Origin of the sequence: Glycomyces artemisiae (assembly GCF_003002955.1) — a bacterium.
Classification (GTDB): domain Bacteria; phylum Actinomycetota; class Actinomycetes; order Mycobacteriales; family Micromonosporaceae; genus Glycomyces; species Glycomyces artemisiae.
The window spans coordinates 557,409-583,985 of sequence record NZ_PVTJ01000002.1; the positions used below are offsets into that span (position 1 = coordinate 557,409).

General features: G+C 70.2%; 30 protein-coding genes and 1 CRISPR repeat array (1 of these 31 cut by a window edge). Of the genes, 25 read left to right on the forward strand and 5 right to left on the reverse strand.

The genetic code is table 11. From position 1 onward, the window contains the following. The first annotated feature begins 50 nt into the window (after positions 1-50). From B0I28_RS07165 to B0I28_RS07175, 3 genes are all read left to right on the forward strand, one after another. Positions 51-707: a TetR/AcrR family transcriptional regulator gene (locus B0I28_RS07165; protein WP_106363095.1), complete on the forward strand. Its 657-nt coding sequence runs from the start codon at positions 51-53 to the stop codon at positions 705-707. After that, positions 704-1,504, forward strand: coding sequence for an SDR family oxidoreductase (locus B0I28_RS07170; protein ID WP_106363096.1), 801 nt, complete (start codon positions 704-706; stop codon positions 1,502-1,504). The genes B0I28_RS07165 and B0I28_RS07170 overlap by 4 nt, the downstream gene beginning before the upstream one ends. 132 nt (positions 1,505-1,636) lie before the next feature. Continuing rightward, positions 1,637-2,041, forward strand: a complete 405-nt coding sequence (locus tag B0I28_RS07175) for a hypothetical protein (RefSeq protein WP_106363097.1) — start codon at positions 1,637-1,639, stop codon at positions 2,039-2,041. 59 nt (positions 2,042-2,100) lie between these two features. Here B0I28_RS07175 and B0I28_RS07180 read toward each other — a convergent pair whose 3' ends face one another. Then, positions 2,101-2,307, reverse strand: a complete 207-nt coding sequence (locus B0I28_RS07180; protein ID WP_106363098.1) for a cold-shock protein — start codon at positions 2,305-2,307, stop codon at positions 2,101-2,103. Between the two features lie 267 nt (positions 2,308-2,574). Further along, positions 2,575-2,934, reverse strand: coding sequence for a hypothetical protein (locus B0I28_RS07185; RefSeq protein WP_106363099.1), 360 nt, complete (start codon positions 2,932-2,934; stop codon positions 2,575-2,577). A 131-nt stretch (positions 2,935-3,065) separates the two neighbouring features. On the opposite strand from B0I28_RS07185, the gene B0I28_RS07190 reads away from it, so the two are divergent. From B0I28_RS07190 to B0I28_RS07220, 7 genes are all read left to right on the forward strand, one after another. Beyond that, complete coding sequence (locus B0I28_RS07190) at positions 3,066-4,139, forward strand: TetR/AcrR family transcriptional regulator (protein ID WP_106363100.1); 1,074 nt, start codon at positions 3,066-3,068, stop codon at positions 4,137-4,139. A 77-nt stretch (positions 4,140-4,216) separates the two neighbouring features. Further along, entirely contained in the window at positions 4,217-4,543 is a 327-nt protein-coding gene (locus B0I28_RS07195; protein ID WP_106363101.1) for a nuclear transport factor 2 family protein, read from the forward strand. A gap of 397 nt (positions 4,544-4,940) precedes the next feature. Next, the gene (locus B0I28_RS07200) at positions 4,941-5,291 is read left to right on the forward strand and encodes a YbaB/EbfC family nucleoid-associated protein (RefSeq protein WP_106363102.1); all 351 of its coding nucleotides are present in this window, start codon (positions 4,941-4,943) and stop codon (positions 5,289-5,291) included. Positions 5,292-5,293: 2 nt separating this feature from the next. Then, on the forward strand, positions 5,294-5,617 hold the full coding sequence (locus B0I28_RS07205; RefSeq protein ID WP_106363103.1) for a hypothetical protein: 324 nt from the start codon (positions 5,294-5,296) through the stop codon (positions 5,615-5,617). Then, positions 5,617-6,699 (forward strand): WXG100 family type VII secretion target, encoded by a 1,083-nt coding sequence (locus tag B0I28_RS07210; RefSeq protein ID WP_106363104.1) that lies wholly within the window; start codon positions 5,617-5,619, stop codon positions 6,697-6,699. Before B0I28_RS07205 ends, B0I28_RS07210 begins: the two co-directional genes overlap by 1 nt. Beyond that, a complete protein-coding gene (locus B0I28_RS07215; protein WP_106363105.1) occupies positions 6,696-7,256 on the forward strand; it encodes a hypothetical protein in 561 nt (186 codons plus the stop codon). Before B0I28_RS07210 ends, B0I28_RS07215 begins: the two co-directional genes overlap by 4 nt. A 136-nt stretch (positions 7,257-7,392) precedes the next feature. Next, positions 7,393-7,794: a hypothetical protein gene (locus tag B0I28_RS07220; RefSeq protein ID WP_106363106.1), complete on the forward strand. Its 402-nt coding sequence runs from the start codon at positions 7,393-7,395 to the stop codon at positions 7,792-7,794. A 54-nt stretch (positions 7,795-7,848) separates the two neighbouring features. Here the strand turns inward: B0I28_RS07220 and B0I28_RS07225 are convergent, their stop codons facing one another. Next, the gene (locus tag B0I28_RS07225; protein ID WP_106363107.1) at positions 7,849-8,913 is read right to left on the reverse strand and encodes an LLM class flavin-dependent oxidoreductase; all 1,065 of its coding nucleotides are present in this window, start codon (positions 8,911-8,913) and stop codon (positions 7,849-7,851) included. Positions 8,914-9,015: 102 nt separating this feature from the next. On the opposite strand from B0I28_RS07225, the gene B0I28_RS07230 reads away from it, so the two are divergent. From B0I28_RS07230 to B0I28_RS07250, 5 genes are all read left to right on the forward strand, one after another. Continuing rightward, on the forward strand, positions 9,016-10,047 hold the full coding sequence (locus tag B0I28_RS07230; protein WP_106363108.1) for an aldo/keto reductase: 1,032 nt from the start codon (positions 9,016-9,018) through the stop codon (positions 10,045-10,047). A 1-nt stretch (position 10,048) separates the two neighbouring features. Further along, a complete protein-coding gene (locus tag B0I28_RS07235) occupies positions 10,049-10,843 on the forward strand; it encodes an NADPH-dependent oxidoreductase (protein ID WP_106363109.1) in 795 nt (264 codons plus the stop codon). A 126-nt stretch (positions 10,844-10,969) separates the two neighbouring features. Continuing rightward, positions 10,970-12,172, forward strand: coding sequence for a sulfotransferase family protein (locus tag B0I28_RS07240; protein ID WP_106363110.1), 1,203 nt, complete (start codon positions 10,970-10,972; stop codon positions 12,170-12,172). 50 nt (positions 12,173-12,222) lie between these two features. Continuing rightward, complete coding sequence (locus tag B0I28_RS07245) at positions 12,223-12,825, forward strand: molybdopterin-dependent oxidoreductase (RefSeq protein ID WP_106363111.1); 603 nt, start codon at positions 12,223-12,225, stop codon at positions 12,823-12,825. Next, on the forward strand, positions 12,792-13,532 hold the full coding sequence (locus B0I28_RS07250; RefSeq protein ID WP_106363430.1) for an FAD-binding oxidoreductase: 741 nt from the start codon (positions 12,792-12,794) through the stop codon (positions 13,530-13,532). Before B0I28_RS07245 ends, B0I28_RS07250 begins: the two co-directional genes overlap by 34 nt. A 4-nt stretch (positions 13,533-13,536) precedes the next feature. Here B0I28_RS07250 and B0I28_RS07255 read toward each other — a convergent pair whose 3' ends face one another. After that, positions 13,537-14,196, reverse strand: a complete 660-nt coding sequence (locus B0I28_RS07255; protein ID WP_181245677.1) for a TMEM175 family protein — start codon at positions 14,194-14,196, stop codon at positions 13,537-13,539. Positions 14,197-14,339: 143 nt separating this feature from the next. Further along, complete coding sequence (locus tag B0I28_RS07260; protein WP_219926608.1) at positions 14,340-15,089, reverse strand: SDR family oxidoreductase; 750 nt, start codon at positions 15,087-15,089, stop codon at positions 14,340-14,342. 86 nt (positions 15,090-15,175) lie between these two features. On the opposite strand from B0I28_RS07260, the gene B0I28_RS07265 reads away from it, so the two are divergent. From B0I28_RS07265 to cas2e, 10 genes are all read left to right on the forward strand, one after another. Continuing rightward, positions 15,176-15,808, forward strand: coding sequence for a TetR/AcrR family transcriptional regulator (locus B0I28_RS07265; RefSeq protein ID WP_106363114.1), 633 nt, complete (start codon positions 15,176-15,178; stop codon positions 15,806-15,808). A 56-nt stretch (positions 15,809-15,864) separates the two neighbouring features. Next, positions 15,865-16,656, forward strand: coding sequence for a transglutaminase-like domain-containing protein (locus B0I28_RS07270; RefSeq protein ID WP_106363115.1), 792 nt, complete (start codon positions 15,865-15,867; stop codon positions 16,654-16,656). A 410-nt stretch (positions 16,657-17,066) separates the two neighbouring features. Then, positions 17,067-19,946, forward strand: a complete 2,880-nt coding sequence (gene cas3 / locus B0I28_RS07275) for a CRISPR-associated helicase Cas3' (protein ID WP_425433434.1) — start codon at positions 17,067-17,069, stop codon at positions 19,944-19,946. Next, a complete protein-coding gene (gene casA / locus B0I28_RS07280) occupies positions 19,943-21,577 on the forward strand; it encodes a type I-E CRISPR-associated protein Cse1/CasA (RefSeq protein ID WP_181245679.1) in 1,635 nt (544 codons plus the stop codon). Before cas3 ends, casA begins: the two co-directional genes overlap by 4 nt. After that, positions 21,574-22,275: a type I-E CRISPR-associated protein Cse2/CasB gene (casB, locus tag B0I28_RS07285; protein WP_181245681.1), complete on the forward strand. Its 702-nt coding sequence runs from the start codon at positions 21,574-21,576 to the stop codon at positions 22,273-22,275. Before casA ends, casB begins: the two co-directional genes overlap by 4 nt. A 2-nt stretch (positions 22,276-22,277) precedes the next feature. Continuing rightward, positions 22,278-23,387 (forward strand): type I-E CRISPR-associated protein Cas7/Cse4/CasC, encoded by a 1,110-nt coding sequence (gene cas7e / locus B0I28_RS07290; protein WP_106363119.1) that lies wholly within the window; start codon positions 22,278-22,280, stop codon positions 23,385-23,387. Continuing rightward, a complete protein-coding gene (cas5e, locus tag B0I28_RS07295; protein WP_106363120.1) occupies positions 23,387-24,085 on the forward strand; it encodes a type I-E CRISPR-associated protein Cas5/CasD in 699 nt (232 codons plus the stop codon). The genes cas7e and cas5e overlap by 1 nt, the downstream gene beginning before the upstream one ends. 1 nt (position 24,086) lies before the next feature. After that, positions 24,087-24,764 carry a type I-E CRISPR-associated protein Cas6/Cse3/CasE gene (gene cas6e / locus B0I28_RS07300; protein ID WP_106363121.1) on the forward strand — a complete coding sequence of 226 codons (678 nt, stop codon included), beginning with the start codon at positions 24,087-24,089 and terminating at the stop codon, positions 24,762-24,764. After that, positions 24,764-25,756 (forward strand): type I-E CRISPR-associated endonuclease Cas1e, encoded by a 993-nt coding sequence (cas1e, locus tag B0I28_RS07305; protein ID WP_106363122.1) that lies wholly within the window; start codon positions 24,764-24,766, stop codon positions 25,754-25,756. The genes cas6e and cas1e overlap by 1 nt, the downstream gene beginning before the upstream one ends. Next, on the forward strand, positions 25,756-26,112 hold the full coding sequence (gene cas2e / locus B0I28_RS07310; protein ID WP_106363123.1) for a type I-E CRISPR-associated endoribonuclease Cas2e: 357 nt from the start codon (positions 25,756-25,758) through the stop codon (positions 26,110-26,112). Before cas1e ends, cas2e begins: the two co-directional genes overlap by 1 nt. A gap of 100 nt (positions 26,113-26,212) precedes the next feature. Further along, a CRISPR array of direct repeats spans positions 26,213-26,577; the repeat unit is 28 nt; unit sequence GCAAGCCCCGCACCCGCGGGGATGAGCC; it runs 1,615 nt beyond the window's last position.

Genomic DNA, 26,577 nt, shown 5'->3' on the forward strand with positions numbered 1-26,577 from the left:
CGAGTTGGCCCAATCAACCAGACGGATAATTACGTGGTAAGGTTCGTCCTGTGGAACCCAGGACGAACCGGCAGCGGGCCCCCGAGCCCGGCGAACGGGTGCGCGATGCGGAGCGCACCAAGGCGAAGCTGCTCGACGCGGCGCTGACCGAGTTCGCCGCGCACGGCTTCGACGGCGCCCGCGTCGGCGCCATCGCCGAGCGCGCGGGCGTGAACAAGCAGCTCGTCAGCTACTACTTCGGCGGCAAGGAGGGCCTGTACCGGGCCCTCCAGCGCGAATGGCTCGACAGCGAGCGCGACCACGCCGACGCCGGCGTCCCGCCCGCGGAGCTCATGCGCTGGTACCTGCGCAAGAACCTCGCCGACGTGCGGCTCGTGCGGCTCACCCTGTGGCGCGCGCTCGCCGAGGACGCCCCGGACGAGGAGACCCAGGCGGACATCGACGCCGAGCAGGAGCGGGTGCGCGAGCGCCGCGACCAGGGCGAGTTCGCGCCCGACCTCGACACCGCCGCCGTGCAGCTCGCCATGATGGGCATGGTCTTCGCGCCCGCGGTCTTCCGTTCCACGGCCCGGCGCCTGTTCGGCGTCGACATCGACGATCCCGAGTTCGAAACCCGCTACGGCGACACCCTGTCGCGCATCCTCGCGCGGCTCGCCGCGGACACCACCACCGAAAGCACCACGGAAACCGAAGGAGACCACCCATGACCGTCCTGGTCACCGGCGCGCGAGGTTCCATCGCGCGCAACGTCATCGCGCAGCTGATCCTCGCGGGCACCCCGGTGCGCGCGGCCAGCCGCAACCCCGTCGACGTCGAGCTGCCGGGCGGCGCGCTGCCCGCCCGCTTCGACCTCACCGCCCCCGAGACCCTCGCGCCCGCACTGGAAGGCGTCGAGAAGGTCTTCCTGTACGCCGCCCACGAGGGCATCGAGCACTTCGTGCCCGCCGCGGAGGCCGCGGGCGTCAAGCACGTGGTCCTGCTGTCCTCGGCCGCCGTCATCGGCCCCGAGAGCAACCCGATCGCGCAGGTCCACTTGGCCGTCGAGCGCCCGCTCGAAGCGTCGGGCCTGTCGTGGACGTTCGTGCGCCCCGCCATGTTCGCCACCAACTCGCTGTGGTGGGCCGAATCGATCAAGTCCGAAGGCGTTGTGCGCCTGCCGTACCCGGACGCGCCGGTCAACCCGATCCACGAGAGGGACATCGCCGACGTCGCGGTGACCGCGCTCCTCGGCGGCGGCCATGAAGGCAAGAAGTACATCGTCGACGGGCCGGGCCACCTGGCCCAGCGCGAGCAGGTCGCCTTGATCGGCAAGGCGATCGGCCGCGACCTCGCGGTCGAGGAGCTGCCGCGCGAAGCCGCCGAGCGGTTCCTGCCCGCGTCGCTGCTCGACATGCTCGCGGCCGCGGAGCCGGTCGCCTACGGGCCCACCGCGGAGGCCGTCACCGGCCGCCCCGCCCGCACATACGAGCAGTGGACCGTCGACCACGCCGCCGACTTCCGCTGATCGGTCGTCAGGGGCTCCTCAACGGGCTACGCCGCGGCGCTGAGGCGGGTTTACGCCGCCGCGACGATGTCCGGCCGGGGCCCGCGCCGCGAGCATGGAGATATCCAACACCTCGCAGAGGAGCCCCTGAAAATGAACGTCAAGCAGCACTGGACCCGCACCGAGACCACCGCCGTCACCGGCCTGCTCGTGAGCGCCGCGGGCATCGCGACCCTCTGGGCCGCCGGCATCGAGTTCCCCGTCTACCCGCCGCCCGGCATCATCCTGCTCGGGACCGGCGCGGTCGCCTTCGCGGCCATGCGGACCCGCGTCCGCTGGGCCGCGGCCCTCCCCATCGTCCTCGGCGCGTTCATCCAGGCCGGGTTCATGATCGAGGGGATCGCCAGCGGCACCGGCTTCGCGAACCTCGCCGGGGACGCCGGGCTCGGCGCCCAGATCGGCCAGCTCGTGCAGCAGATCGGCGCCGTCACCGCCATCGTCGGCGGCGTGCTCACCCTCCGGGCCCGCACGGCGCGCAAGACGCCGCAGGCCGTGTGAGCGGGAAGCGGAGCGGGGCGGCGGCACAAGTGCCGCCGCCCCGCCTTCGTGTATGCCTCTTAGCGGAGGATACGGATGTTCGCGGCCTGCGGGCCCTTCTGGCCCTGCTCGATGTCGAACTCGACCTGCTGGTTCTCTTCGAGGTCACGGCGACCCGTCCCCTGGATGGCGGAGAAGTGCGCGAACACGTCCGCGGAGCCGTCGTCGGGGGCGATGAAGCCGAAGCCCTTGTCGCCGTTGAACCATTTCACGGTGCCGGTAGCCATTGGTGTTCCTCCTGTTGTTCGGCGGGCCGCCGGGGCGGCCCTTGTCCCGCGCCGATGACGCCGGCGCGGAAGTCGGTGTAGGGGTGGTCGGGGCATGCGGCGACCGGCCGCGGTCGGGAGACCGCGTGCCGCAGAGTGATCCGGTTCGGTGATGCGACTTGGGACCTGGTGTTCGAAGAGATGGTCGCCTTGATTCGTTCGAAGTGATGAAACGCCGCTCTGCCAACGTGCCGGCGGCGTCGAGAAGCTTGCCCGACCTTACACCAACTAGTGGCGGGCCACCTTGTGCAGCACCTCGCGGCCGCGCTCCGGCAGCTCAGAGGCCGCTGATATCAGCGCGTCCCGGGCGTCCTCCAGCTGGTCGAGCGCCCGCCGGTAGACGCTGGCCGACTTGCGGCGGTCGTACGCGATCTTGAGCCCGACGACGGCGACCGCGGCGACGCCCGCCGCGACGAGCGCCACGACCACCGGGTTCACGCCGCGGCGCGGCTCCCAGTCGTCGGGGTCGAGCATCTCTTTCCCGTGCAGCTCGCCGATGTCGGCGCCCTCGTTCGCCGTCAGATCGGCCATGCGGATCGCGTCCGCCTCCGCTCCTGCCTCGGCCGGCAGGTCCCTCTGTGCGCTCATATGCTCGCCTCCTCCTCGGTGCGAGAGGATTCCCCGGGCGACGACCTGGGAAACCTCTCCCAGGCACTCTAAATGGCGACGTCATCGGGATGCCGCCGTATCCTGAACGCCCGTCGAGCGGAGGAGTGAACATGGCGAGACTCACACGAGTCGAGCAGCAGGCCCGCACCCGCGCGGCGGTCCTGGCCGCCGCTAGGGCGGAGTTCACCGAGCACGGGTTCGCGGCCGCGAAGGTCGACCGGATCGCCGACCGCGCCGACCTCACCCGCGGCGCGGTCTACTCGAACTTCCCGGGCAAGCGGGCGCTCTACCTGGCGGTGCTCGTCGCGCTCGTGGAGGAGGGCGCGGTGGGAGACGGCCCGATCGGTGAGGACGCGGGATCCCCTGCCTCGGCGGGCGCGCCTCCGCGGACCGCTGAGGACGCCCTCACACGCTTCGCCCGCGCCTGGCTCACACGCCTCCCGCCCGCGGCCGACAGCGCCCCTGGAGGCCGCCTGCGGCTGCGATCCCTCGCCGGGGTCCTCGACGAGAGCGGACGCGACGCGCTCGCCCAGATCGCCCGCCTGGAGGCCCTGCTGCTCGCCGCCGCCCTCGAAGCCTGCGACGGCACCGCGCGCCGCGTGCGCCTCGCCGAACTCGCCCTCACGCTCCTGCACGGCTCGGGGCTCCTCGCGGAGGCCGTCCCCGGCTTCGGCGACCCGGCCGACCGGGCCCGCGCCTGCGGGCACCTCGCCCGCCTCGACCTCGCCGACGCCTGGACCCCCGCCAGCCCCGCCGCGCCCGCGGCCGCGTCCCGCGAGATCCTCGCGCCCCTCGACGCGCCCGCGGACCTCCTCGGCGGCCGCGTCGACCTCGGCGCCGACGGCGTCATCGCGGTCCTCGGCGTCTCGCGCCTCGCCGCTGCCGAGGACGCCTTCCGCGCCGCCGGTCCCGGCGAGCAGGCCACTGTGGTCGTCCCCGCCGACGGCGAGACCGCGGACCTGGTGCGGCTCAGGCTCACCGACCTCGCCGCCTGCCTGCGCCCGGCCTTCCCGACCGGGCGGCGCCTGCGCGTCGTCCTCGACAGCGGCACCCTCGCGGCCGCAATCGGATTCGCGAACACCGGCGACGGAACCGAAGCGGCCCTGCGCATCAGCGACGGCATCATCACCGCCCGCGCGATCGGCGCCGGCGCGGGCCGCGCCGTGGCACAGGGCGGGCCCTAGCCGGGATCGGCGATTCCCGGCGGCCACCCGTGCGGCGGCGGTAGCGTCGGAGGGCACCACGACCGCGGAGGAACACCATGCCAGACACCGAACTGCCGCCGCCGATCCAGGAGTTCATCAACGCGACCAACGCCGGGGACACCGAGCGCTTCCTCAAGGTGTTCACCGAGGACGCCTTCCTGAGCGACTGGGGCCGCGAGTTCCACGGCGTCGAAGGCGCCGCGCAGTGGAACCGCACGGACAACATCGGCATGGAGAGCCGCTTCGAGGTCCTCGACGCCGAAGGCGCGGGCGACGGCTGGACCGTCACCCTCAAGGTCACCGGGAACCGGTTCAACGGGACCGGCCCGCTCCGGTTCCGCTTGCAGGACGGGAAGATCGCGAGCCTCGTCATCGAACCTTAGTGTTCACCACATCCAGATGACCACAACATCCGAGATCGGGAGGTGAGGGCCGCGGCCCTCACCTCCCGATCCGTTCGATACCCCTGCCCTGGAACGGATTGCGGCACTGGCGCGGCGTAGGTAGTCTTGACGCGTCTTGACACCCTCTTGACGCAAATCAACAAAATCAGGTTTCACCTCGACGTAATGATGGTGAAACTTGTGTGAATCGAGCCACCCGGGGCATCGCCCACCCGCTGTCCCGGGCGTCTTGAAGATCAGGCCCCCGACTGCCGTGAAGGGGCCGTCAGAGAGTCGCCAAGGAGATGTCAACAGGTCAGAAACGGGCCCCCGACCGCAGTACGTTGGTCGCCGGATCCGCCTCCCCCAGAGCGAAAGGCACTGAACCTTGCCCTCCGTGTTCGAAGACCCCGAAGGCTATATGCGCGACTTCCAGGGCCGCATGGCCGCGATGGTCGAGCGCGCCTCGTCCCTGAACGAAGCGATGGCGACCGCCTCCGCGACGGCGGCGTCGCCCGACGGCGAGGTCGAGGTGACCGTGGCCGTCGGCGGGTCCCTCCAGGAGCTGCGCCTGACCCCCGCGATCAAGCAGATGTCCGCCCAGTCCCTCGCGGAGATGATCAAGGCCGTCTACCGCGAGGCCGCCGAGGACGCCGGGCGCAACGCCACCGGCGCGCTGGCCGACGTGTTCGGCGAGGACAACGACCTCGTGCGCCAGGCGCGCGCCCGCACGCAGGGGGAGGACTGACCGTGGGAGACGGCTTCAACGTCCCGGACCCGGCCGCGTTCCAGACACATGTGGACAATGTGGACTCGAAGGTGATCGGGCCTGTGGCGCAGTGCTACGCGGCCGCCGAGGCCAAGGGCTTCGGTTCGGTGCTCGACTTCGGGCTCGTCAACATCCAGTTCGCGGGCGTGGCGATGGCGATCTCCGAGATCGCGACCAACCTCATCGAGACCGCCCGCGAGGCGGCCCAGGAGACCACCAACCGGGTCAAGGCGACCTGCGACGCCTACGAGGAGTGCGACTCCTCGGTCGCCGAGACCTTCAACGTCTACATCAGGGGGAACTAGTGAACGACCTGATCGTCAACGACACCGCCGACGCGCCGCCGTGGGGCGAGCTCGACGGCGCCCGGGCCGCCGCGAGCGCGCAGGACCTCCTCAACTCCGACTCCGGGCTTGAATACGCGCTCAACGGGACCGTGGCCGCGCTCGACCTCCTGGCGTTCGCGGCGAACCCCTTCAAGGAGTTCATCATGGCGGGCGTCGGGTTCCTCATCGAGCACGTCGACTTCCTTAGGGAGCCTTTGGAATGGGTCGCGGGAGACCCCGGTGCCATCAACGCCACCAAGGACACCTGGAACAACATCGCCGCCGCGCTCGACCAGGCGGGCGCCGACCTCCAGGCCGAGGTCGCCTCGCTCTCGGAGTGGCAGGGCGACGCCGCCGAGTCGTACCGGACCCTGACCGCCGACTTCGGCAGCGCCATCCAGGGCGCGGGCACCGCGTCGAGCGTCATGGGCGGCTACATGATGGTCATGGGGATCTGGACTGCCGTCACCCGCGGCCTGATTCTGGAGCTGATCTGCGACTTCGTGTCGCGCGCGATCATGTACGCCCTTGCGGCCCTTGCCTCCTCGTGGATCACGCTGGGCGGGTCGTTCGCGGCGATGATCGGCGGGATCATCGTCGACGCCATGGGCGTCGGCGCGAAGATCATGAAGCACCTGACGAAGCTCGGCGACGCCATGCAGATGCTCAACACCCGCTTCACGAAGCTCAACGAGATCGTCGGCGACCTCGGCCGCGTGCTCTCGAAGTTCGCCGCCCACAAGCAGATCGACCTCGGCTTCGACGCCCTCAAGCAGGGCACGAACCTGAAGTTCGACCAGCTGTCCTCGGCCATCAAGAACGACATACCGCTGCCGGGCAACGGCTACAGATCGGGCTACCAGAGCGACATCGCCAAGGACGCGTACGACGTCATGGGGAACCTGTGGGGCTCGGGCAAGCTCAACGTCCCCGGCATGACGGGCGCCTACAACCTCGACGTGTTCGGGAACCCCTTGGGCGACCTCCTGACCGGGTACCCGATGACCGGGCTGAAGAGCCTCCTCGGCGGCACGCCGGGGGCGGTGCAGGACGGCGGGTGACCGCCGCCCAGGCCGGCGCCGTCGAGCTCGGGGTGATCGTCGGCGGGATCGTGTTCTGGCTGGCGGGTGTGGCCGCGGTGTTCTTCCGCGGGATTGTCATCCCCGGGGCGAAGCTGGTCGACCTCAAGGAGGAGGTCGCCGAGCGGCGGGGCCTGTTCACGCAGGTCCCGCCCGACGACACGCCCCGGACCGAGGCCGAGCTCCGCGAACGCATCGCCCGCAACGAGGTGGGGCTGTTCGCTTCTTCGACGGGGAAGGAGCGCGAGTTCGCCGTCTGGGACGCCTGGCGGCGCGACCCGGACTACAAGGCCGAGGTCATGCGGCGCTTCCACGCGTTCTACCCGCGGCACCACACCTGGATCGCGCTGCTGCTCGGCGGCGTCTGGGACGCGGTGTTCCTGGCGTCGCCGCTGCGGGACGCGCTCGTGCCGGAGCAGATCGGGGTCCTGGCGGCCGTCTGGGTGCTCGTCGTACCACTGTGGATCGCCTTCGTCGCCCTGCTGGTGATGGAGGCGTGGAAGACCGCGGCCCGGCGCCGGAAGGCGAAGGTTTTGTGAAACCGGAACGCTGCAGAGGCGCCGCGGCCACCCGGATTACCACTCTTGTTAACCCGCAACGCAATAGCATTGTCCGACCACGTCGCGGGGGAGCGGTCACCGCTCCCGAAGGGCCGCGTGAGAGCAAGGAGAGCAAGTGAGCGAGACCCCCGAGCATGCGGAACCGGCCGAGGAGTTCGACCTCGCGGCGTTCATGCGGGACTTCGAGAAGCGGATGGGCGTGCTGCGCGGGGAAGCGGCGCCCGTCCGGCACCTGGTCGACGCGACCAGCGTCCGGCTCGTCTCCGACGGCGGCGAGGTCGCGGTGACCGCGAACATCGCGGGCGCGCTCGTCGACGTCGAGTTCCTGCCTCCCGCGGCGGCCCTGTCGCCGATCGAGCAGGCCGGTCTCGTCATCGAGACGTACGAGCGGGCCGCCGACGCGGCGCGCGACCGCACCCACGACATCGTCGCGGGCTTCGTCGACGAGTCGGCCCGCGCGCGCGAACTCGCGCGCCGCCTCGTGGAGGAGGCGCGCGAGCGCCGCGCCGAGCAGTAGGCGACGCGAACCGAAGGCCGCCAGGCGCACCCGCGCCCGGCGGCCTCGCTGCGTTCAGTCCCGCAGAAGCGGCAGCAGCTGGTCGCCCTGCCGCTTGATCTCCGGCAGGTACGGGGTGTCGGAGAGCACGAAGTGCGTGATGCCCAGCTCCGCGTACTTGCGCAGCGACGCGGCCACATCGGCGGCGGAGCCGACGAGCCACGTGGTGCCCGCGCCGCCGCCCCCGAACTTCCCCGGGGCCGTGTAGAGGTTGTCGTCGAGGACCTCGCCGCGCTCGGCGAGGTCGAGGAGGCGCTGCTGCCCGACCGCGGTGCGGCGGTGGGCGTCGCGCAGGTACTCCTGGTTCCCGGCGGCCATGGTCGCCACCTTCGCCTCGGCGTCGGCCCACGCCTCCTCGGTCGTGTCGCGCACGAATGTGGTGATGCGCAGCCCGAACTCCAGCGGCTTGTGCTCGCGGCCGACCTCCTCGCTGAGCTTCTTGAGCCGCTCGATGCGCTCGCGCACGCCGTCGAGGGGCTCGCCCCAGAACAGCTGCACGTCCGCCTCGGCGGCCGCGACCCGTTCGGCCGCTTCGGAAGCGCCTCCGAAGTACAGCTTCGGGTGGGTCCGCTCGCCCTTGACGACCGGCCGCAGCTCCAGGGCCGAGTCGGTGACGGAGAAGTGCTCGCCCGCGTAGGTGACGCGCTCCTCGGTCCAGAGGCGCCGCACGATCTGCATGAACTCCTTGGTGCGGGCGTAGCGGTGCGCCTGGTCGCCCTCGCTGTCGCCGTACGCGGCCAGGTTGTCCTGCCCGGAGACGATGTTGACGAGGACCCGCCCGCCGGTGAGGTGGTCGAGGGTCGCGGCGGCGGACGCGAAGTTCGCGGGGCGCCAGTAGCCGGGGCGGATCGCGATGAGGGGCTTGAAGGTCGTGGTCCGGGCGGCGAGCGCGGTGGCGACGGTGTACGTGTCGGGCCGGCCCCAGCTCGTGCCGAGGAGCGCGCCGCCCCAGCCGTGGTCCTCCAGGGCCTTGGCGTGGCTGGTGAGGGTCTCCAGGCTGTTGTGCCCCTCGACGGCGTCGTCGCCGCGGTGCCCGGGCCGGGCCTGGTTGGGGATGTACCAGAGGAATTCGGCGCTCATGTGTCTCCTCGCAGGGAATTCTAGTTCTCCTATCAAGCTAGTATAGTTTCGGAGAGGGCTACCATCCACCCATCACCGCTCCCGATTGAAAGGGCGTATCCCGTGTCATACGGCGCATTCGAGACGACCCACGCCGCCGCCGAGGACCGCTACGAGCGCCTCGCCTACCGCCGCGCTGGCCGCTCCGGCCTCGACCTCCCGGCGTTCTCGCTCGGCCTCTGGCAGAAGTTCGGCACCGACCACCCGTACGAGACGCAGCGCGCGATCATCCTGCACGCCTTCGACCTCGGCATCACCCACATCGACAACGCCGACCGCTACGGGCCCCCGCACCGCGCCGCCCAGCAGGTCTTCGGCCGCGTCCTCGCCAAGGACCTCGCGCCGTACCGCGACGAGCTCGTGCTCTCCACCAAGGCGGGCAACCCGATCGGCCCGAGTCCGTACCTCAAGGGCGGTTCCCGCAAGTCGCTGCTGAACTCCCTCGAACACAGCCTGCGCGACCTCGGCACCGACTACGTCGACGTCTTCTACCACCACCGCGCCGACCCCTCGACGCCCCTGGAGGAGACCGCCGGGGCCCTCGCCGACGCCGTGCGCCAAGGCAAGGCCCTGTACGTGGGCGTCTCGAACTACAGCCCCGAGCAGGCCCACGAGATCGGGGAGCTCCTTCGCGCGCAAGGCGTCCCGCTCCTGGTCCACCAGCCCCGCTACTCGATCTTCGACCGCAGCCCCGAGCAGAACGGCCTCCTCGACACCGCCGCGGCCGACGGCTTCGGGCTCGTCGTCTACTCGCCGCTCGCGCAGGGCCTCCTCACGGACAAGTACCTCCAGGACATCCCGTCGGGCGCGCGCGCCGAGAACAGCGCGTTCCTCAAGCCCGACGTCATCGACGACGTCTACCGCACCCGCGCCGCCGCCCTGAACGACCTGGCGAAGCAGCGCGGCCAGTCGCTCGCGCAGCTCGCCCTCCAGTGGGTCCTGCGGCGCCCCGAGGTCACCTCCGCGCTCATCGGCGCCAGCTCGACCTGGCAGCTCGACCACAATGTGCAGGCCCTCGACTTCCCCGACCTCACGGACGAGGAGCTCGCCGTCATCGACGAGCACGGCGTCCACGGCACCGGCCTGGCCCGCTGACATGTCGGTCACCGAACGCTACGGCGACCCGGAGGCCCGGCTGGAGGCCGTCAACGACACCGTGCGGATCCAGCTCGCGCACCGCTCGGTGCGCCGGTTCGGGCCGCGCGACGTGACCGATGACGAGCTGACGACGCTCGTGGCCGCCGCGCAGTCCGCGCCGACGTCCTCGAACCTCCAGCCGTGGAGCGTGATCGCGGTGCGCGACCCCGAGCGCAGGGCCCGGCTCGCGCACCTCGCGGGGGAGCAGGCGTTCATCGCGCAGGCGCCGCTGTTCCTCGTCTGGGTCGCCGACCTCGGCCGCGCGCGGCGCCTCGCGGCCCGCCGCGGCACCGACGTGCACGCCGCGGACTACCTGGAGACGACCCTCATCGGCTTCATCGACACCGCCTTGGCGGCGCAGAACGCGGTGACCGCCGCCGAGTCCCTGGGACTCGGCTCGGTCTTCGTGGGCGCCATCAGGAACCGTCCCGAGGAGGTGGCCGCGGAGCTGAAGCTCCCGCCGCACACCGTGGCCGCGTTCGGCCTGGCCGTGGGGGAGCCGGACCCTGCTGAGCGCGCGGGCGTGAAGCCGCGCCTGCCGCAGGCGGCGGTGCTCCACCGCGAGCAGTACAGCGACGCATCGGACGCGCACCTCGACGTCTACGACGAGCGCCTCGCCGCCTACAACGCCCGGTTCGGCCTTAAGGGGAACTGGACCGACCGGGTCCTGGCGCGCCTGCGCGGACCGGAGTCCATGGGTGGGAGGCACAAGCTCCGCGCGGTCCTCGAATCGTTCGGACTGCCCTCGCGCTGAAGGGGAGAGGCCGTTCCCGCGCCGGGGTGAGAACGGCCTCAATGGATCGTCGCCCTTGATCAACTTCGCTCGGCGTGCGAGGATTCGCGCGAGACCCCCTTGTCCCCTCCCCGGAAGGACCGTCCCGTGCGACGCGTATCCCGCCTGGTCGTCCCCGTCAACGCCGCCATGCAGTCCCAGATGCGGCGCCAGACCGCCGACGTCGACGGCTTCTTCGACAAGCTCGTCCGCCAGGCCGAGGCGGCCTCCGGCGGCAGCGCCGCGGGCGACGACGAGTTCCTGGAGGGCTACCGGTACCTGCTCCGCCAGGTCGCCAAGGTCCGCACCATCTCGCCCCTCGGCTGGACCGGCTTCACCGCGGACCTGAAGTGCCGCATGACGAACCGCTTCCGCGTGCGCCGCCTGGTGGCCGAGTACCCGGAGATCCTCGACGAGCCGATCGAGCGCCCCATCGTCGTCACGGGCATGCCCCGCACGGCGACCACGTTGGCGCACAAGATCCTCGCCTTCCCCGAGGGCAACCGCGCGCCCCTCATGTGGGAGCTCCAGGCCACCGACCGCGCCGACATCGACCCGAAGATCCGCAAGCGCCGCATCAACGTCGCCCGCGCCTCGGCCCGATTCGGCCACTTCTTCTCGCCCGTGCTGCCCGACATCCACGCGATGGAGCCGGAGTCGCCCGAGGAGTGCGTGTTCGCGATCCCCCACGGCCGCAACCAGCTCGTGACGTTCCGCATGCCCGGCTACCGCAACTGGCTCGACGAGCACGACTTCCTCCCCGACTACGAGTACTACAAGACCGTGCTCCAGGTCCTCCAGTTCGGCGCGCCCCGCCGCCGCTGGGTCCTCAAGTCCCCGTACCACCTTGAGCACCTCGGGGTCCTCATGAAGGTCTTCCCCGACGCGCAGATCGTGTGGACGCACCGCGACCCGAACACCGTCATGGGGTCCTGGTGCTCGCTCATGGAGACCGGCGTGGCGATCTGCAACCGCGAGTACGACCCGCACCAGATCGGCGAGGACTGGCTCCAGATGCTCTCCCGCATGGTCGAGATCGGTCGCAACGTGCGCACCACCCTCGCCCGCGACCGCGTCGTCGACGTCTCGTACCACCAGCTCACCGCCAATCCCTACGAGGAGCTGCCCGAGATCTTCCGCCGCCTCGGCATGGCCTTCACGCCCCGCGACGAGCAGAACCTCGCCGACGTCCTCGCCCGCCCCGGCATGAAGCGCGGCCACGAGTACAGCCTCCGCCACTACGGCCTCGACCCCGACATGATCGACAAGGCGTTCGGCGACTACACCCGCATGGTCCACGCCATGCGCTGATCGCGCGCCGCCGCCTCCCGCCGCGGCCTAGGATTGCGGCGGGAGGCGGCATGAACGCATTGACACCCGGGTTCCGCGGACGGCGGCGCACGGTCGACGACCGGGTCCCCCCGGGCCAGTACCTGACGGAGGACTTCCCGGTCCTGAGCGCCGGCCCGACCCCCTCGGTCGCGCTCGACACCTGGACGTTCACGGTGGTCACGGAGACCGGCGAGCGCCGGGAATGGGACCGCGCGCAGTTCGCGGCGCTGCCGCACGAGACGCCGGTGGTCGACATCCACTGCGTCACGAGATGGTCAAAACTCGACACGACGTGGAGGGGCGTCTCCGTCGATACCCTGCTGTCAGGTCTGGAAACTGACGCGGTCTTCGCAGTGGCCCACTCCTTCGACGGCTACACGACGAACATGCCGTTGCAGGACATCCGGAACGGCCAGGCCTGGGTCGTCACCGAGTACGAGGGCAAGCCGCTCCCCGCCGAGCACGGCGGCCCCGCGCGCCTCCTCGTCCCGCACCTCTACTTCTGGAAGTCCGCGAAGTGGGTCTCGGCCCTCACCCTCCACACCGACGACCAGCCGGGCTTCTGGGAGCGCGCCGGGTACCACGACTACGGCGACCCCTGGCTCGAACAGCGCTACCAGGAGGGCTGGTGACCGGCCTCTGGCAGCGCGCCCGCCTCGTCGAGCGCCGCCCCGAGACCGCCACGGCCGTGACCCTGGTCTTCCGGCCCGAGAACTGGCCGGGCCACCTGGCCGGCCAGCACGCGGACATCCGCCTGACCGCCGACGACGGCTACACGGCGGTCCGCTCCTACTCGATGGCCGCCCCGGTGCGTGACGGCCTGGTGGAGTTCACCGTTCAGCGGGTGAACGACGGCGAGGTCTCCACGTACCTGTGCGACGACCTCCCGGTGGGCGCCGACGTGGAACTCAAGGGCCCCATCGGAGGCTGGTTCATCTGGCGCGAGACCGAAACGCGCCCAGTACTGCTGGTAGCAGGCGGGTCGGGAATCGTTCCGCTGCAAGCAATGATCCGCCAGCGCCGAGAGTCGGGCTCCGACGTTCCCTTCCGCCTGATCTACTCGGTGCGAACCCCGGCGGACATCATCTACAGGGACGAACTGGGCGACGCCGCCGACGGAGTCGAAACCACGATCCTCTACACGAGGACCACCCCAGCCGGTTCCGGCCGCCCGCCGGCCCGCATCAGCCTCGCCGACCTGAAGGAGCACGGCTGGACCCCGGGCTTCGACCCGGCCTGCTTCATCTGCGGCCCGACCGGCTTCGTGGAGACCGCCGCCAGGGCCCTCGTCGCGATGGGCCACGACTCCCACCGCATCAAGACCGAACGCTTCGGCTGAGCCGCTACCGCCGCTTGCGGCGGTGCCAGCGCGCCGCCCAGCGTTCGTGGCCGACCACGAAGTACGCCGACGCGGACGCGCACACCAGGAGCGAGACCACGGGACTGACGAGCGCCACCAAGGCAGCGGTCCCGAACAGCAAGGGGCCCATGAGGGATCGCACGACGGCGGGCTGGGCCTCGTGCCGCGCCTCCGGGTGCATGAGGTGCGGATGCCGCGCCAGGTACCCCCACAGGACCGTGAACCAGGATGCGCTCGCCATCATCGTGAGGGAGTAGAAGATCGCGGCGGGGACGGCTTGCCCGCCGGTGAGGTGGGTGCCGATCGTCGCGGTCGGCAGCGGCAGGAACGCGATGGTCGCCAGCAGTCCGAGGTTCATGAACAGCAGTGCACGGTTGGCGTGCGCGACGCGGCGGAACAGCGTGTGGTGATTGACCCACACGATCCCGATGACCAGGAAGCTCACCGCGTAGGCGGCCAGTGCCGGCCAGGATTCCAGCAGCGAGGCCCACACCGGTTCCCCGGATTCGGGGGCGTGCACTTCGATGATGAGCAGGGTTGCGGCGATGGCGAGCACGCCGTCGCTGAGCGCTTCGAGGCGCGCGGGGCTGATCGCTTCGCCGCGCACGGGGGTGTCGGCCTCGCTCTTGATCGGCGTCGTCACGGGTTTCCGCTTTCGTTGCAGGGGAGGGGATGCTGACGGCCTCCACGGCGAAGCCGGGGCCGGGTCCACCGACCCGGTCCCGGCAATTATGAAGCGTCGCCGCGCGTACGCGTCCGGTGCGCCTGCGCGGTCCTGCGGTGTGCTCAGCCCTTGGCGAGCTGCGCGCCCCCGGCGACTTCGAGCACGGTGCCGGTCGTGTAGCCGTTGCCCGCCAGGAAGGCCACGGCCTCGCCGACCTCGGCGGGGTTGCCGACGCGGCCGACCGGCAGGACGGAGGCGTACTGGTCGAACAGGGCCTTGCGCTGCGCTTCGGGGACCCCGGACCACCATGGCGTGTCGACCACGCCGGGGGAGACGGCGTTGACCCGGATCGGGGCCAGTTCGGCGGCGAGCGGGGCCACCATGGCCTCGATGGCGCCGTTGACGGCGGCGAGCCCTGCGGTGCCGGGCATCGCGGCGCGGGCCGAGACCGCGGAGATGAACGTGACCGAGGCGCCCGGGTTGAGCCGGGGCAGCGCGGCCTGGAGGGTGCGGAGGTGCGGCCAGAACTTTCCTTCGAAGCCGGCGGCGAGGTCGTCGAGGTCGAGGGTGGCGATGGGGCCGGCGCCGTTGGATCCGCTGAGTGCGAGGACGAGGTGGTCGTAGCCGGTCTCGGGTGCGAAGAACGCGGCGAGTGCGGCGGTCTCGGCTGCGTCGAGCCGAACGGCGTCGACGGCGGTGCCGGTCGCGGCCTGGATGCGGTCGGCCGCCTCCTTGAGGGCCGTCTCGCGGCGGCCGGTGATGGTGACGGCCGCGCCGAGGGCGGCGAACCGGGCGGCGGTCGCCTCGCCGATGCCTGAGCTGCCGCCCATGACGAGGGCCCGTTGTCCTTGGAACTGCCGAAGGTCCGTCATTCGGACCGCCTCCAAATTTGTCGAGACTTGATGTCTCGATAAATGTATGCCGAGACGCCACGCCTCGTCAATGGTAGGTTGGTCACATGCCGAGGACCGCCGACCGCCAGCACACCGGACGCCAGCGCAACGAGGAGGCCCGCCGCGCCATCCTCGACGCGGCGGTGCACCAGTTCGCCGAGCGCCCGGCCGCTGAAGTCACCGTCGCCACGATCGCCGCCGAGGCCGGCGTGGGGCGCCAGACGATCTACCGCTGGTGGCCCACGAAGTTCGCGATCCTGCTGGAGGCCATGACAGAACTGGGCCGGGCGGTGGTGGCGGTGCCGGACTCGGGGTCGCTCGCCGCGGACCTGGAGGCGTTCGTGACCGCGACCTTCAGTGCGGTGAAGGAGCCGACCATCTCGCTGCTGCGGGTGGTCATGGGGGAGGCCCAGCGCGACCCGCAGGTGCACCGGCTCATGGTCGAGTTCACCGGCCGCCGACGCGCGGTGCTCCGGGAGGTCCTGGAACGCGCCGAGGCCCGCGGCGAGCCCCTCGGCCCCGGCGGGGCCGATCTCCTCGTCGACCAGGTCTTCGGGGTGCTGTGGTACCGCATCCTGCTCGGCAACGGACCGTTGACGCCCTCTGCTGCAAGGGAACTCGCCGAGGCCCTGCTCGCGCAGACCCGGGCCTTACCCTGGCCCGCCTCGGAGCGAACGCCCCGACCAGGGAAATGTTGAAATATAGACCAAAATTTCGCTAGCCTCCGTCTTCACCCTGAGAACGGAGCTACGCGATGAACGACGACCTCGCCTACTACGCCGAACCCGGCCCGCTCACCAAGGGCGCCAAGGAGCTCCCCTCCGACATCCGCGAACTCCTGGCAGCCGTCCAAGACCGTCTCGTCCACGAACCGGGCCACCCGGACCACCCGACCGGCCACCTCCGCCGCGCCGAAGAGATCCTCGCCCATCCGGACCGACCCCTGCTCGGCTCCTGCCGCCACTTCACCCTCCTCGTGGTCGTCGCCCTACGCGCCCACGGCATCCCCGCCCGCGCCCGCTGCGGCTTCGCGACCTACTTCGTCCCCGGCTGGCACATCGACCACTGGGTCGCCGAGTACTGGCACGACGGCGCCTGGCGCCTCGCCGACGCTCAACTCCACCCCTCGCTGATCGCCGACCTCGGCATCGACTTCGACCCGGTCGACGTCCCCCGCACCGGCTTCCACGTCGCCGGAACCACCTGGCTCCAATACCGCTCAGGCGACCTCGACCCACACCGCTGCGGCATCGAAGGACCCGACACCCACGGCCCCTGGTGGATCGCAAGCAACCTCATCCGCGACACCGCCGCCCTCTCCAAACTCGAACTCCTCCCCTGGGACGTATGGGGAGCCATGCCCGGCCCCACCGACCCGATCACCGAAGACCTGACGACCCTCCTCGACAACCTCGCCACCCTCACCACCAACCCCGAAACCGCCGCTGACTCCCGCACCCTCTACCCGACCGAATCCGTGAAAGTCCCGGAGAAGGTCTTCAACTTCCTGAGGGGTTCAACCGAGTTGGTAGACCTAGACGCTTGAGCGAAGACGAATCCGGGTGAGTCACTTTGGGTGGCCCACCCGGATTCCACCGGATCTCATCCCCGCGGAGGCGGGGCTCACTATTGCCGAAAGCAAGACACCGGCTCATGCCCGTTTTGACGGGCTTATCAACGTGTCATGCTAACGGCTAGGGATGCGAGCCTCACTGGCGCAGCAGGATCATCGCGATCACGAGCGTCACGAACCCGGTGCTTCCGACGAGGGCGAGGCATCCGAGGACGAGGAGGAGTGCAGATCGAGCGCTCAAGACTTCGTTGTCCTTTCTTGACCCCCGTGTCATGTTGGCTTACAAGAGATCTCAAGAATCTATAACGTGTCTTTCTTACGGCGGCATCGGGGCAGGGTTAAGACGGCGGTCGTGCTGTAATGGGCTCGGGAGGCGTTGGCGAGTGATCACACCACTGGAGTGTGCCTTGGAGCTTTCTTGGGATGCGTCCCGTTTTGACACCGCCGCACTGACCTGCTGGGGCAAGTCGTCACATTCCGATGACGGTGCCTGGATGCCGTTGCATCGGCATATCTCCGATACCGCGGCGGTTGCCCGCCACCTGTTCCATCGGTTCCTGCCGGACTCGGTGCGGCGGACCCTGGCCGCGGCGTTGCCCGGCGGTGAGGGTGATGCCGCCGTGCTCTGCACTTGGCTCGCCGCCGTTCATGACATCGGGAAGGCCACTCCAGCTTTCGCGATGCAGGTGCCGTGGTTGTTCGCTTCCATGGAGGCTGAAGGGCTCACCGCGAGAGCTCAGGTGACGGTCGACCGGCGCCAGGCCCCGCACGCCACCGCCGGGATGCTGATCCTCGACCGGTGGCTGGAGCAGCGGCACAATTGGGACCCGCAGCGCACCAAGCAGATCAGCGTCGTCGTGGGCGGCCATCACGGGTTGCCGCCCGACGGCTTGCAGTGCGAAGCGGCCCTTTCTCGTCCTTACCTGCTCGGCTGGTCTCGGCAGGACCATCCGCATTGGCTGCGCACCCAGTTCGCGCTGCTCGACTGGGCCGCCGAGTCGAGCGGGGCGGCAGGGCGCCTCGGCGACTGGCGTCAGCTGAAGCTCCCGCAGCCGGTGCAGGTCCTCCTTACCGGGCTCGTCATCATGGCCGACTGGATCGCGAGCAACCCGGCGCTCTTCCCGTACCGCACCGACACCGCTTTCGACCAGAGCCGCATCAGGTCCGGGCTCGCCGAGCTTGATCTCACAACCCCATGGAGCGCGGTTGCGCCCGAGCTCGACGAAGATCTGCTCAGCACCAGATTCGGCCTCCCCGTGCACTACCAGCTCAGGCCGGTCCAACGCGCCGCGCTCGCCGAAGCCGTCTCCGCTCCTGTTGCGGGCCTGATGATCATCGAGGCTCCGATGGGGGAGGGCAAGACCGAGGCCGCTCTGCTCGCCGCCGAGGCGTTCGCGGCGAAGTCGGGCGCCGGGGGCTGCTATATCGCGCTGCCGACCCGTGCGACCTCAGACGCCATGTTCGACAGGGCCCTCGAATGGGCACGCCGTCTGCCCGACCGGCGTGGCGACCGCGGCGACCACAGCATCGCGCTCGCCCACGCGAAGGCGTTCTCCAACACCAGGTTCACCAGGCTCTTCCATCGCGGAGCCGTGAGCGCCGTGGCACAGGACGAGGCCGGGCACGGCCCGAACGCCCAACTCATCGCGCACTGGTGGATGGCCGGGCGCAAGAAGAACATGTTCAACAGCTTCGTCGTCGGCACGATCGACCAGCTCCTGTTCGCCGCGCTCAAGGCGAAGCACCTCGCTCTGCGTCACCTCGGTCTCGCGGGCAAGGTCGTCATCATCGACGAGGCCCACGCCTACGACGTCTACATGGGCGTGTATCTCGACACCGCCCTGGAGTGGCTGGCCTCGTACGACGTCCCGGTCGTGATTCTCTCCGCCACCCTTCCCGCGCAGCGCCGCTGCGAACTCGTCGCCGCATACGAGAAGGGCCGCAACGGACCCCGCCCGGCGGTAGGGCGGCGCAGGCGCCCCGCGCCGACGGCTGCGGAGCTGTATCCGGAGCTTATCGACGACATCGGATACCCGGCGGTGATCACCGCCGGAACCGAAGGCCCCGTTCGCATCCGACCCGTTCAGCCCTCTGGTCGGGTTACCGCTGTCGAAGTCCGCACCCTCAAGGACGACCCAAAGTCCCTGATCGACGTGCTGCAAAGGGAACTCGACGGCGGCGGCTGCGCGCTCGTCCTCCGCAACACGGTCAAGCGCGTCCAGGAGACCGCCAAGGCCCTCCGGGACGCGTTCGGCCCCGAACTCGTCACCGTCGCCCACTCCCGGTTCACCGCACCCGACCGGGCCGACAAGGACGAGCTGCTACGCAACCTTTTCGGCCCGCCGGGCAACGGCCACGAGCGGCCCGCGAAGCACATCGTCGTCGCGAGCCAGGTCGCCGAGCAGAGCCTCGACATCGACTTCGACCTGCTCGTCACCGACCTGGCCCCCGCCGACCTCGTCCTCCAGCGCATGGGCCGCCTTCACCGGCACGAGCGCCCCGAACGCACGCGACCGGCCCGCTGCTACCTCACCGGAGCCGACTGGGAGGCCGAGACAGCCGTGCCGGTGCCGGGGTCGGTCCGCGTGTACGGCGCGTGGGCGCTCCTCCGGTCCGCCGCCGTGCTGCACCCGTATCTCGACGGCGGCCGCATGGTCATCCTTCCGGGTGACATCGCGCCCCTCGTTCAAGCGGCATATGGGACCATCGACATTGGACCCGCGTCCTGGCTCCCCGCCTTCGCGGCCGCCGAGGCTCAGGCGCAGGCGAAGCGGGCCGACCAACTTCACCGGGCGAAGACCTACAGGATCCAATCGCCTTCGGCCGCAGGCAGTCCCATACTCGGCTGGCTGCACGGCGGCGACCCCCTCCAAGACGAAGAATCCCCCGAAGGCCGCGCCATGGTCCGCGACATCCCCGTCGACACCCTCGAAGTCCTCCTCATCGCCCGCGACGGCGACCAGTACACGACCTTGCCCTGGCTCAAACGCCACCGCCGCGTCGTCCTCCCGACCAACTCCTGCCCGGACGACGACCTCGCGAAGGCCGTCGCGGCGACGACGCTCAACCTGCCCGTCGAGATGTCCACGCCCGACGTCATTGACGCGCTCGAACGCCGCCACCCCTGGCTCGACGCCTGGCAGTCATCGAGGGACCTCGAAGGGCAGCTTGTCCTCGACATCGACCCCGCCACGGGCACCGACCTCGCGGGCTTCCACCTCGACTACGACCGACACGACGGATTGCGAGTGCGCCGACTGTGACCCCACGCTTCAACCTCGTCCACGACCCCTGGATCACGGTCCAACGACTCGACGGGACGTCCGCAACCGTCTCCCTCACCGACTGCCTCGGCAGCGCCGCGGAATACGCCAGGATCACCGGCGACCTCCCGACCCAGGCGCTTCCGGTCCTGCGCCTGCTCCTCGCGATCGTCCACGCGGCGACCGACGGCCCCGCCGACGGCGAGGAGTGGCGCCGACTGTGGGAGTCGAAGCGCCTCCCCGCCGACGACATCACCGAATATCTTGCCGCGCAATCCGACCGATTCGAGCTCTTCCATCCCGAGACGCCCTTCTACCAGGTCGCCGACCTCGTCACCAAGAAGGCCGAAACGGGCCTGAACGCCTTCATCGCCGACGTCCCGACCGGCAACCCGAAGTACGCTACCCGCACCGCCGAAGGCCTCGAACGCATCGGGTTCGCCGAGGCCGCACGCTGGCTCGTCCACTGCCAAGCCTTCGATCTCTCAGGGATCAAAGGAGCCGCCGACGGGGACCCCCGCGCCAAGGGCGGCAAGAGCTACCCCATCGGACCCGGGTCCCTCGGCAGGCTCGGCGGCGTCTACGCCGAAGGCGACGACCTCGCCGAGACAATCCTCCTCAACCTCATGCCCCTCGACTTCCTCGAATCCGCTGGAACCCCGATCGAAGGCGACCTCCCCGTCTGGGAACGCGAGCCGCAAAGCCCCGCGCCCGAGCGCCGCGAACCCGAAGGCGCACCCAAAGGGCTGCTGGACCTCTACACCTGGCAGTCCCGCAGACTCCGACTCGCCACCGACGGGCAGTCCGTCACCGGCGCGGTCATCTGCCAGGGCGACCGCCTCGAACTGCGCGACCAATGGGCCGTCGAGCCGATGACCGCGTGGCGCCGCAGTGAGAACCAGGAGAAGCTGCTCAAGCTCGAACGGGTCTACCTGCCCCGCAGGCACGACCCCGACCGCGCCTTCTGGCGCGGCATCGCCGCGAGCCTCCCCGCCCTCTCCGCGGGTACCACCGCGGGGGCGCGATCGGAGCCTCCCCTGATCGCGCGGTGGATCGGCCACGCCCACGCCAGCGGGCTCCTCGAACACCACCGGGCCTTCCACTACCACGCCGTCGGCCTCGCCTACGGAACTCAGGAAGCCGTCGTCACCGACCTCGTCGACGACCGCCTGACCATGGCCGCCGCCGTCTTCGACACCGCCCATCCTGAACTCGCCGCCACCGTCGCAGAAGCGGTGAACGACGCCGACAAGGCCGTCCGCGCGCTCGCGGCTCTCGCCCGCGACCTGGCCCGCGCCGCAGGCGGCCGCGACGGCGTGGACGGCGCCGGCACCTCGGCCGCCAGCGCCGGATACGCCGCGCTCGGCGCCCGCTACCGGACCTGGCTTGCCGAGCTCGGCGCGGACGCCGACACCGACGCGGCCCGAGCCGCATGGCAGGCGACCGTGTGGGCTGAAGTGCGTAACGCCGCCGCACGCCTCGTCCGGTCCGCTGGAGAAGCCGCATGGAAGGGGCGCGGCACCGGGGCCGACCGGATCAACAGCGCCATCGCCGAGACCCGCTTCCGCCGCAAGGCCTTCAAAGACCTCGAACTCGCCTTCAAAGTCCCCATTGGAGCAACGGATCGATGACCGACACCCTCGAACCCGCGGCCCGAAAGCGGCCCAAGCAGCCGCGAAAGCCCGAAGCGCTCGGCGAGCACGTCGCGTCCGTCGTCGACGACCTCCAGCGGCGCTACCTCCGGCAGGAGTCCGCCGCGATCGCCACCCTCGCGCAGCTCCGCCAGGCCGTCAACGCCGAGCCCGGCACCGCCGGGCTCGCCGCGGTCTGGCTGCCCGACGCCTTGATCGAGCGCGAGCTCCGCTATGACCGCGCCGAACCTCCGCGGGCGACGCCGTCGGAGCGGGCGCTCCACACCGCCGTGACGCTCTTCGCGATCCACCAGCAGTCCCAGCGTGAGCAGCGGATGCACACCCCGGGTACGACGTTCGCCGTCGCCTGCCAGTGGCTGGCCGCCGTCCGGGGCAACGATGAGACGGTCCACCGCCGCTTCGCTGCCGTGGGCACCGCCGCGACTTACGCCGAACTCGTCTACCACGTCCGCAACCTCGTCACCCAGCTGCGCGCCGCGAAGATCGGATTCGACTACGGGGTGTTCGCCGACGACCTCTGCCTCTTCCAGCAGGGCCGCGCGCTGAACAGCGGCCTGACGGGCGCCGACCATGTGCGCGCCCTCTGGGGCCGCGAGTACTGGCGCGCCAGCGCGGGGCCGACTCGTCCCGCCGCAACCGACCCCGACACCGCCGACCCCTCGACCACCCAGGAGTAGCCATGCCCCGCACCATCATCGAACTGCACGCCCTCCAGACCGTGCCCCCCGCGAACTTGAACCGCGACGACACCGGTTCGCCGAAAACTGCCATTTTCGGCGGAATGCGGCGTTCACGGGTCTCCAGCCAGTCCTGGAAGCGCGCGATCCGGCTCGACTTCCGCGACACGCTCGATGACGCCGACCTCGGCTGGCGGACCAAGCAGATCGTGAAGCTCGTCGCCGAGCAGGTCGAGGCGACCTCTGCGATCGGCAAGGAGGAGGCCCGCGACCTGACCGTGAAGGCGTTCAACGAAGGCGGCGTCAAGGTCAAGATCCAGAAGAAGGGCGACGAGTTCGAGGAGTCCGGGTACCTGGTCTTCCTCAGCCGCAACCAGATCGCGAACCTCGCCGCCGCGATCGTCACTGCACATCAGAGTGGCGAGAAGCTCGACAAGAAGGCCGTCAAGGCGATCCTGAACGACCGCCACTCCATCGACGTCGCGCTCTTCGGCCGGATGATCGCCGACGACGCCTCCCTCAACGTGGACGCCGCCTGCCAAGTGGCCCATGCGATCAGCGTCCACCCCGTCGAGACCGAGTTCGACTACTTCACCGCGGTGGACGACGAGAAGGACGACCAGGACGAGACCGGCGCCGGCATGATCGCCACCGTGGAGTTCAACTCCGCGACGCTCTACCGGTACGCGAACCTGGACGTCGACCTCCTCCGCGAGAACCTGGGCGACGACGCCGCCACCGCCCGCGCCGCGAGCGCGTTCGTGCGCAGCTTCATCCGCTCGATGCCCTCGGGGAAGATGAACACGTTCGCGAACCGCACCCTCCCCGACGCGGTCCTGGTGACCCTCCGCGACTCGCAGGCGGTCAACCTCGTCGGCGCGTTCGAGCAGCCGATCACCGAGGCCAACGGCCGCATCGAGCGCGCCTGCGAGGAGCTGAAGAACCAGCTCGAAGCCGTCAACAGCACCTACAACGAAGCGCCGCTGCACATCTGGACAGTGCGTCTCGGCGGGCGTACCAAGGCGCTCGCCGACACCGGCGAGCAGGTGGACCTGCAAGGGCTCCTGGAGGGCGTCGAGGCCACGGTCGCCGCGCGGGTCGGCGCGTCCTGATGGGCCGCAAGACCCTCCGGCTGCGGCTGGCGGGGCCCATGCAGTCCTGGGGCACCTCCAGCCGCTTCACCCGCCGCGCCACCGACGCGGTGCCGTCGAAGAGCGGCGTCCTCGGGATGCTCGCGGCCGCCAAGGGCGTGCGGCGCACCGAGCCGCTCACCGAGCTGCTCGACGTGCGCTTCGGTGTGCGGACCGACCAGCCGGGCACGCTCCTGCGGGACTTCCAGACCACGCGCCCGCTCGACGATCCCGCCGCCAACGCGACCCTTGCCGAGCGCTTCTACCTGTCCGACGCGATCTTCCTCGCCGCGGTCGAAGGCGACGCCGACCTAATCGACGGCCTCGCCGATGCGTTGCGCCGCCCCAGGTTCCAGCTGTTCCTGGGACGCCGCTCCTGCCCGCCTTCGGACAAGGTCCTCCTCGACGCCGTCGCGCTCCCGCTGGAAGAGGCGATCGCGGGCCAGCCCTGGCTGGCGAGAGCCCACCACCGCCGCCGGAGCCCGCGGCGCGTGGACCTGGAGATCGTGCGGGACGCGGGCACCGGCGAGCAGGGGGACGCCGTCCAGGACGTGCCGGTCAGCTTCGACCCGCGGCACCGCCGGTACGAGTGGAGACAGGTCGTCCACGACCGCATCGTCGTCGACAATCCCGAGTCGCGTCTCCCGCACCATGATCCTTTCGCCGCCTTCGAGGTCTGACATGTACCTGACCCGCTTCCGCTTCAACACCGCCCGCCGCGGCGCCCGCGGCTTGCTCTCCGGCCCGAACCGGCTGCATGCGGCCGTGCTCCACGGCTTCCCCGAACCCGAACGGCTCCAAGGAGAGAGCGGCCGCATCCTCTGGCGGCTCGACCAGGCCGCCCGGCACGACGCGGTCCTGTACATCGCCAGTCCCGAGGAGCCCGACCTCACCCACTTGGTCGAGGAGGCGGGCTGGCCCGCCCGCGGCACCGGTTGGGACACACGGCCGTACGGGAAGCTGCTCGCCTCGCTCGACACGGGGCAGCGCTGGGCGTTCCGCCTGACCGCCAACCCGGTGCACTTCGCGCGCACGACGCCCGACGGCCCCAAGCGGTGGCTGCCGCATGTGACCCCGGACCAGCAGTTGGAATGGCTGCTCGATCGCTGCAAGGGCCGGGGGTTCACCATCCCGGCCAAGGCTGACGGGAGCCCCAACGTTACGGTCCACGACCGAACCTGGCTGCGGTTCACGAAGTCGCAGGATCGGCGGGAAGTGACGATCCGCGTGGTCACATATGAAGGCGCGCTGGAGATCGGCGACGTCGAGGCACTGCGGCACTCGCTCGTCCACGGCATCGGCAAGGCCAAGGCGTACGGCTGCGGCCTGCTGACCCTCGCCCCGCTCGGCGGCGGCTGATGGCTTCGATTCCCGGCGTCCCTCCTCCGGAACTGCCCGACCTGGTCCGCGTCGAGGACCGCATGTCGTTCCTGTACACGGAGAGGAGCACGCTCGGCCGCGACTCGAACGCGGTCACGATCAGCGACGCGTCGGGCGTGGTGCATGTGCCCGCGGCGTCGCTCGGCGTCCTGATGCTGGGGCCGGGTACTCGCGTCACCCATCAGGCGATGCTCCTTCTTGCGGAGAACGGATCGACCGTGATCTGGGTGGGCGAGTTCGGGGTCCGCTACTACGCCCACGGCCGGGCGCTCGCCGAGACGAGCCGCCTGATCGAGGCCCAGGCCCGCCTGGTGAGCGACCGCTCGCTGCGCCTCGGGGTCGCCCGCCGCATGTACGCGATGCGGTTCCCTGACGACGACGAGGTGTACGGGCTGACCATGCAGCAGCTCCGCGGGCGAGAAGGTGCTCGTGTGCGAGCCTGCTACCGCGAGCACTCGAAGCGCACTGGGGTTCCTTGGGGGTCAAGGAAGTACGACCCGGCGGACTTCGACTCGGGCGACCCGGTCAACCGGGCCTTGTCGGTGGCGCATTCTTGCTTGTACGGGGTGGTCCATGCGGTGACCGTGGCTCTGGGCGCTTCTCCGGCCCTTGGTTTCATCCACTCGGGGCACTCGCGGGCGTTCGTCTACGACATCGCCGATCTTTACAAGGCCGAGGTGACGATCCCTGTCGCCTTCGACGTCGTCGCCGCGACCCCGAACGACGTCTCGGCGGCGACCCGCCATGCGGTCCGCGATGCCCTCCGCTCAGGGAAGATCCTGGCGCGGTGCGTCAAGGACATCCGGGACATGCTGGCCGCGGAGGACATCGAAGTCGATGGCGATGGGCGCGAGGACTATTGGATGCAGACGGCTGAGGTGCGGTTGTGGGACGAGGAGGGCGAGGACGTCGCGGGCGGTGCGAACCACGACGACTCTGCGCCTGCTCATGAGCCCGAGGTTCCATTCTGATGACGGTGATCGTGCTGACCGCTTGCCCTGCGGGCCTCCGCGGTCATCTGACTCAGTGGATGCAGGAGATCGCCGCCGGAGTGTTCGTCGGGAAGCTGAGCCGACGAGTGCGCGAGCGCTTGTGGGCCAAGGTCTGCGATCTGTCGGCCGGGGGTCGGGCCCTGATGGTCTACCAGAACAGGAGCGAACAGGGATACACCTTCGAGACGCACGACCACCATTGGGAGCCAGTCGACTTCGACGGCATCACCCTCATGCGGCGGCCCAGTGGAGCAGTAGGTGCTAGCGGCAAACTCAAGCCGGGCTGGAGCAAGGCCTCAAAGCGCCGAAAATATGGAGGCAGAGGTGGCCGCTGACGGCAACGCGACCGGTGAAGCTCGCGAGGATCATTTTGAGCCACAATGGTCAGTGACTAGTCTGGGCAGTCAGCGCCTCTAGGGGCCCAGATGAGGAAGTGCAAGCCCCGCACCCGCGGGGATGAGCCGGCCGCCGCCGCGGGCGCCGACCTCTCCAGCGTGCAAGCCCCGCACCCGCGGGGATGAGCCGTGTGGACGACCGCGCAGGCGGAGCCGACGCAGGCAAGCCCCGCACCCGCGGGGATGAGCCCCGGAACGGCCGAAGGAGAACGGGTCGACCGTCGCAAGCCCCGCACCCGCGGGGATGAGCCGTGCTGCGCCGAGCCGGCAAGCCGGTCCCGCCGGCAAGCCCCGCACCCGCGGGGATGAGCCTCGACCGCCCACATGGTCCACGCGCCGTTCTCGGCAAGCCCCGCACCCGCGGGGATGAGCCCGGCGACTCGACGGTGATCAGCGGGGTCTCGT

What these genes read in the sequence shown, in the direction of transcription:
- B0I28_RS07170 (WP_106363096.1), top strand. Translation starts at nt 704, where the DNA reads ATGACCGTCCTGGTCACCGGCGCGCGAGGTTCCATCGCGCGCAACGTC.
- B0I28_RS07175 (WP_106363097.1), top strand. Translation starts at nt 1,637, where the DNA reads ATGAACGTCAAGCAGCACTGGACCCGCACCGAGACCACCGCCGTCACC.
- B0I28_RS07180 (WP_106363098.1), bottom strand. Translation starts at nt 2,307, where the DNA reads ATGGCTACCGGCACCGTGAAATGGTTCAACGGCGACAAGGGCTTCGGC.
- B0I28_RS07185 (WP_106363099.1), bottom strand. Translation starts at nt 2,934, where the DNA reads ATGAGCGCACAGAGGGACCTGCCGGCCGAGGCAGGAGCGGAGGCGGAC.
- B0I28_RS07190 (WP_106363100.1), top strand. Translation starts at nt 3,066, where the DNA reads ATGGCGAGACTCACACGAGTCGAGCAGCAGGCCCGCACCCGCGCGGCG.
- B0I28_RS07195 (WP_106363101.1), top strand. Translation starts at nt 4,217, where the DNA reads ATGCCAGACACCGAACTGCCGCCGCCGATCCAGGAGTTCATCAACGCG.
- B0I28_RS07225 (WP_106363107.1), bottom strand. Translation starts at nt 8,913, where the DNA reads ATGAGCGCCGAATTCCTCTGGTACATCCCCAACCAGGCCCGGCCCGGG.
- B0I28_RS07235 (WP_106363109.1), top strand. Translation starts at nt 10,049, where the DNA reads ATGTCGGTCACCGAACGCTACGGCGACCCGGAGGCCCGGCTGGAGGCC.
- B0I28_RS07245 (WP_106363111.1), top strand. Translation starts at nt 12,223, where the DNA reads ATGAACGCATTGACACCCGGGTTCCGCGGACGGCGGCGCACGGTCGAC.
- B0I28_RS07260 (WP_219926608.1), bottom strand. Translation starts at nt 15,089, where the DNA reads ATGACGGACCTTCGGCAGTTCCAAGGACAACGGGCCCTCGTCATGGGC.
- B0I28_RS07265 (WP_106363114.1), top strand. Translation starts at nt 15,176, where the DNA reads ATGCCGAGGACCGCCGACCGCCAGCACACCGGACGCCAGCGCAACGAG.
- B0I28_RS07270 (WP_106363115.1), top strand. Translation starts at nt 15,865, where the DNA reads ATGAACGACGACCTCGCCTACTACGCCGAACCCGGCCCGCTCACCAAG.
- casB (WP_181245681.1), top strand. Translation starts at nt 21,574, where the DNA reads ATGACCGACACCCTCGAACCCGCGGCCCGAAAGCGGCCCAAGCAGCCG.
- cas7e (WP_106363119.1), top strand. Translation starts at nt 22,278, where the DNA reads ATGCCCCGCACCATCATCGAACTGCACGCCCTCCAGACCGTGCCCCCC.
- cas5e (WP_106363120.1), top strand. Translation starts at nt 23,387, where the DNA reads ATGGGCCGCAAGACCCTCCGGCTGCGGCTGGCGGGGCCCATGCAGTCC.
- cas6e (WP_106363121.1), top strand. Translation starts at nt 24,087, where the DNA reads ATGTACCTGACCCGCTTCCGCTTCAACACCGCCCGCCGCGGCGCCCGC.
- cas1e (WP_106363122.1), top strand. Translation starts at nt 24,764, where the DNA reads ATGGCTTCGATTCCCGGCGTCCCTCCTCCGGAACTGCCCGACCTGGTC.
- cas2e (WP_106363123.1), top strand. Translation starts at nt 25,756, where the DNA reads ATGACGGTGATCGTGCTGACCGCTTGCCCTGCGGGCCTCCGCGGTCAT.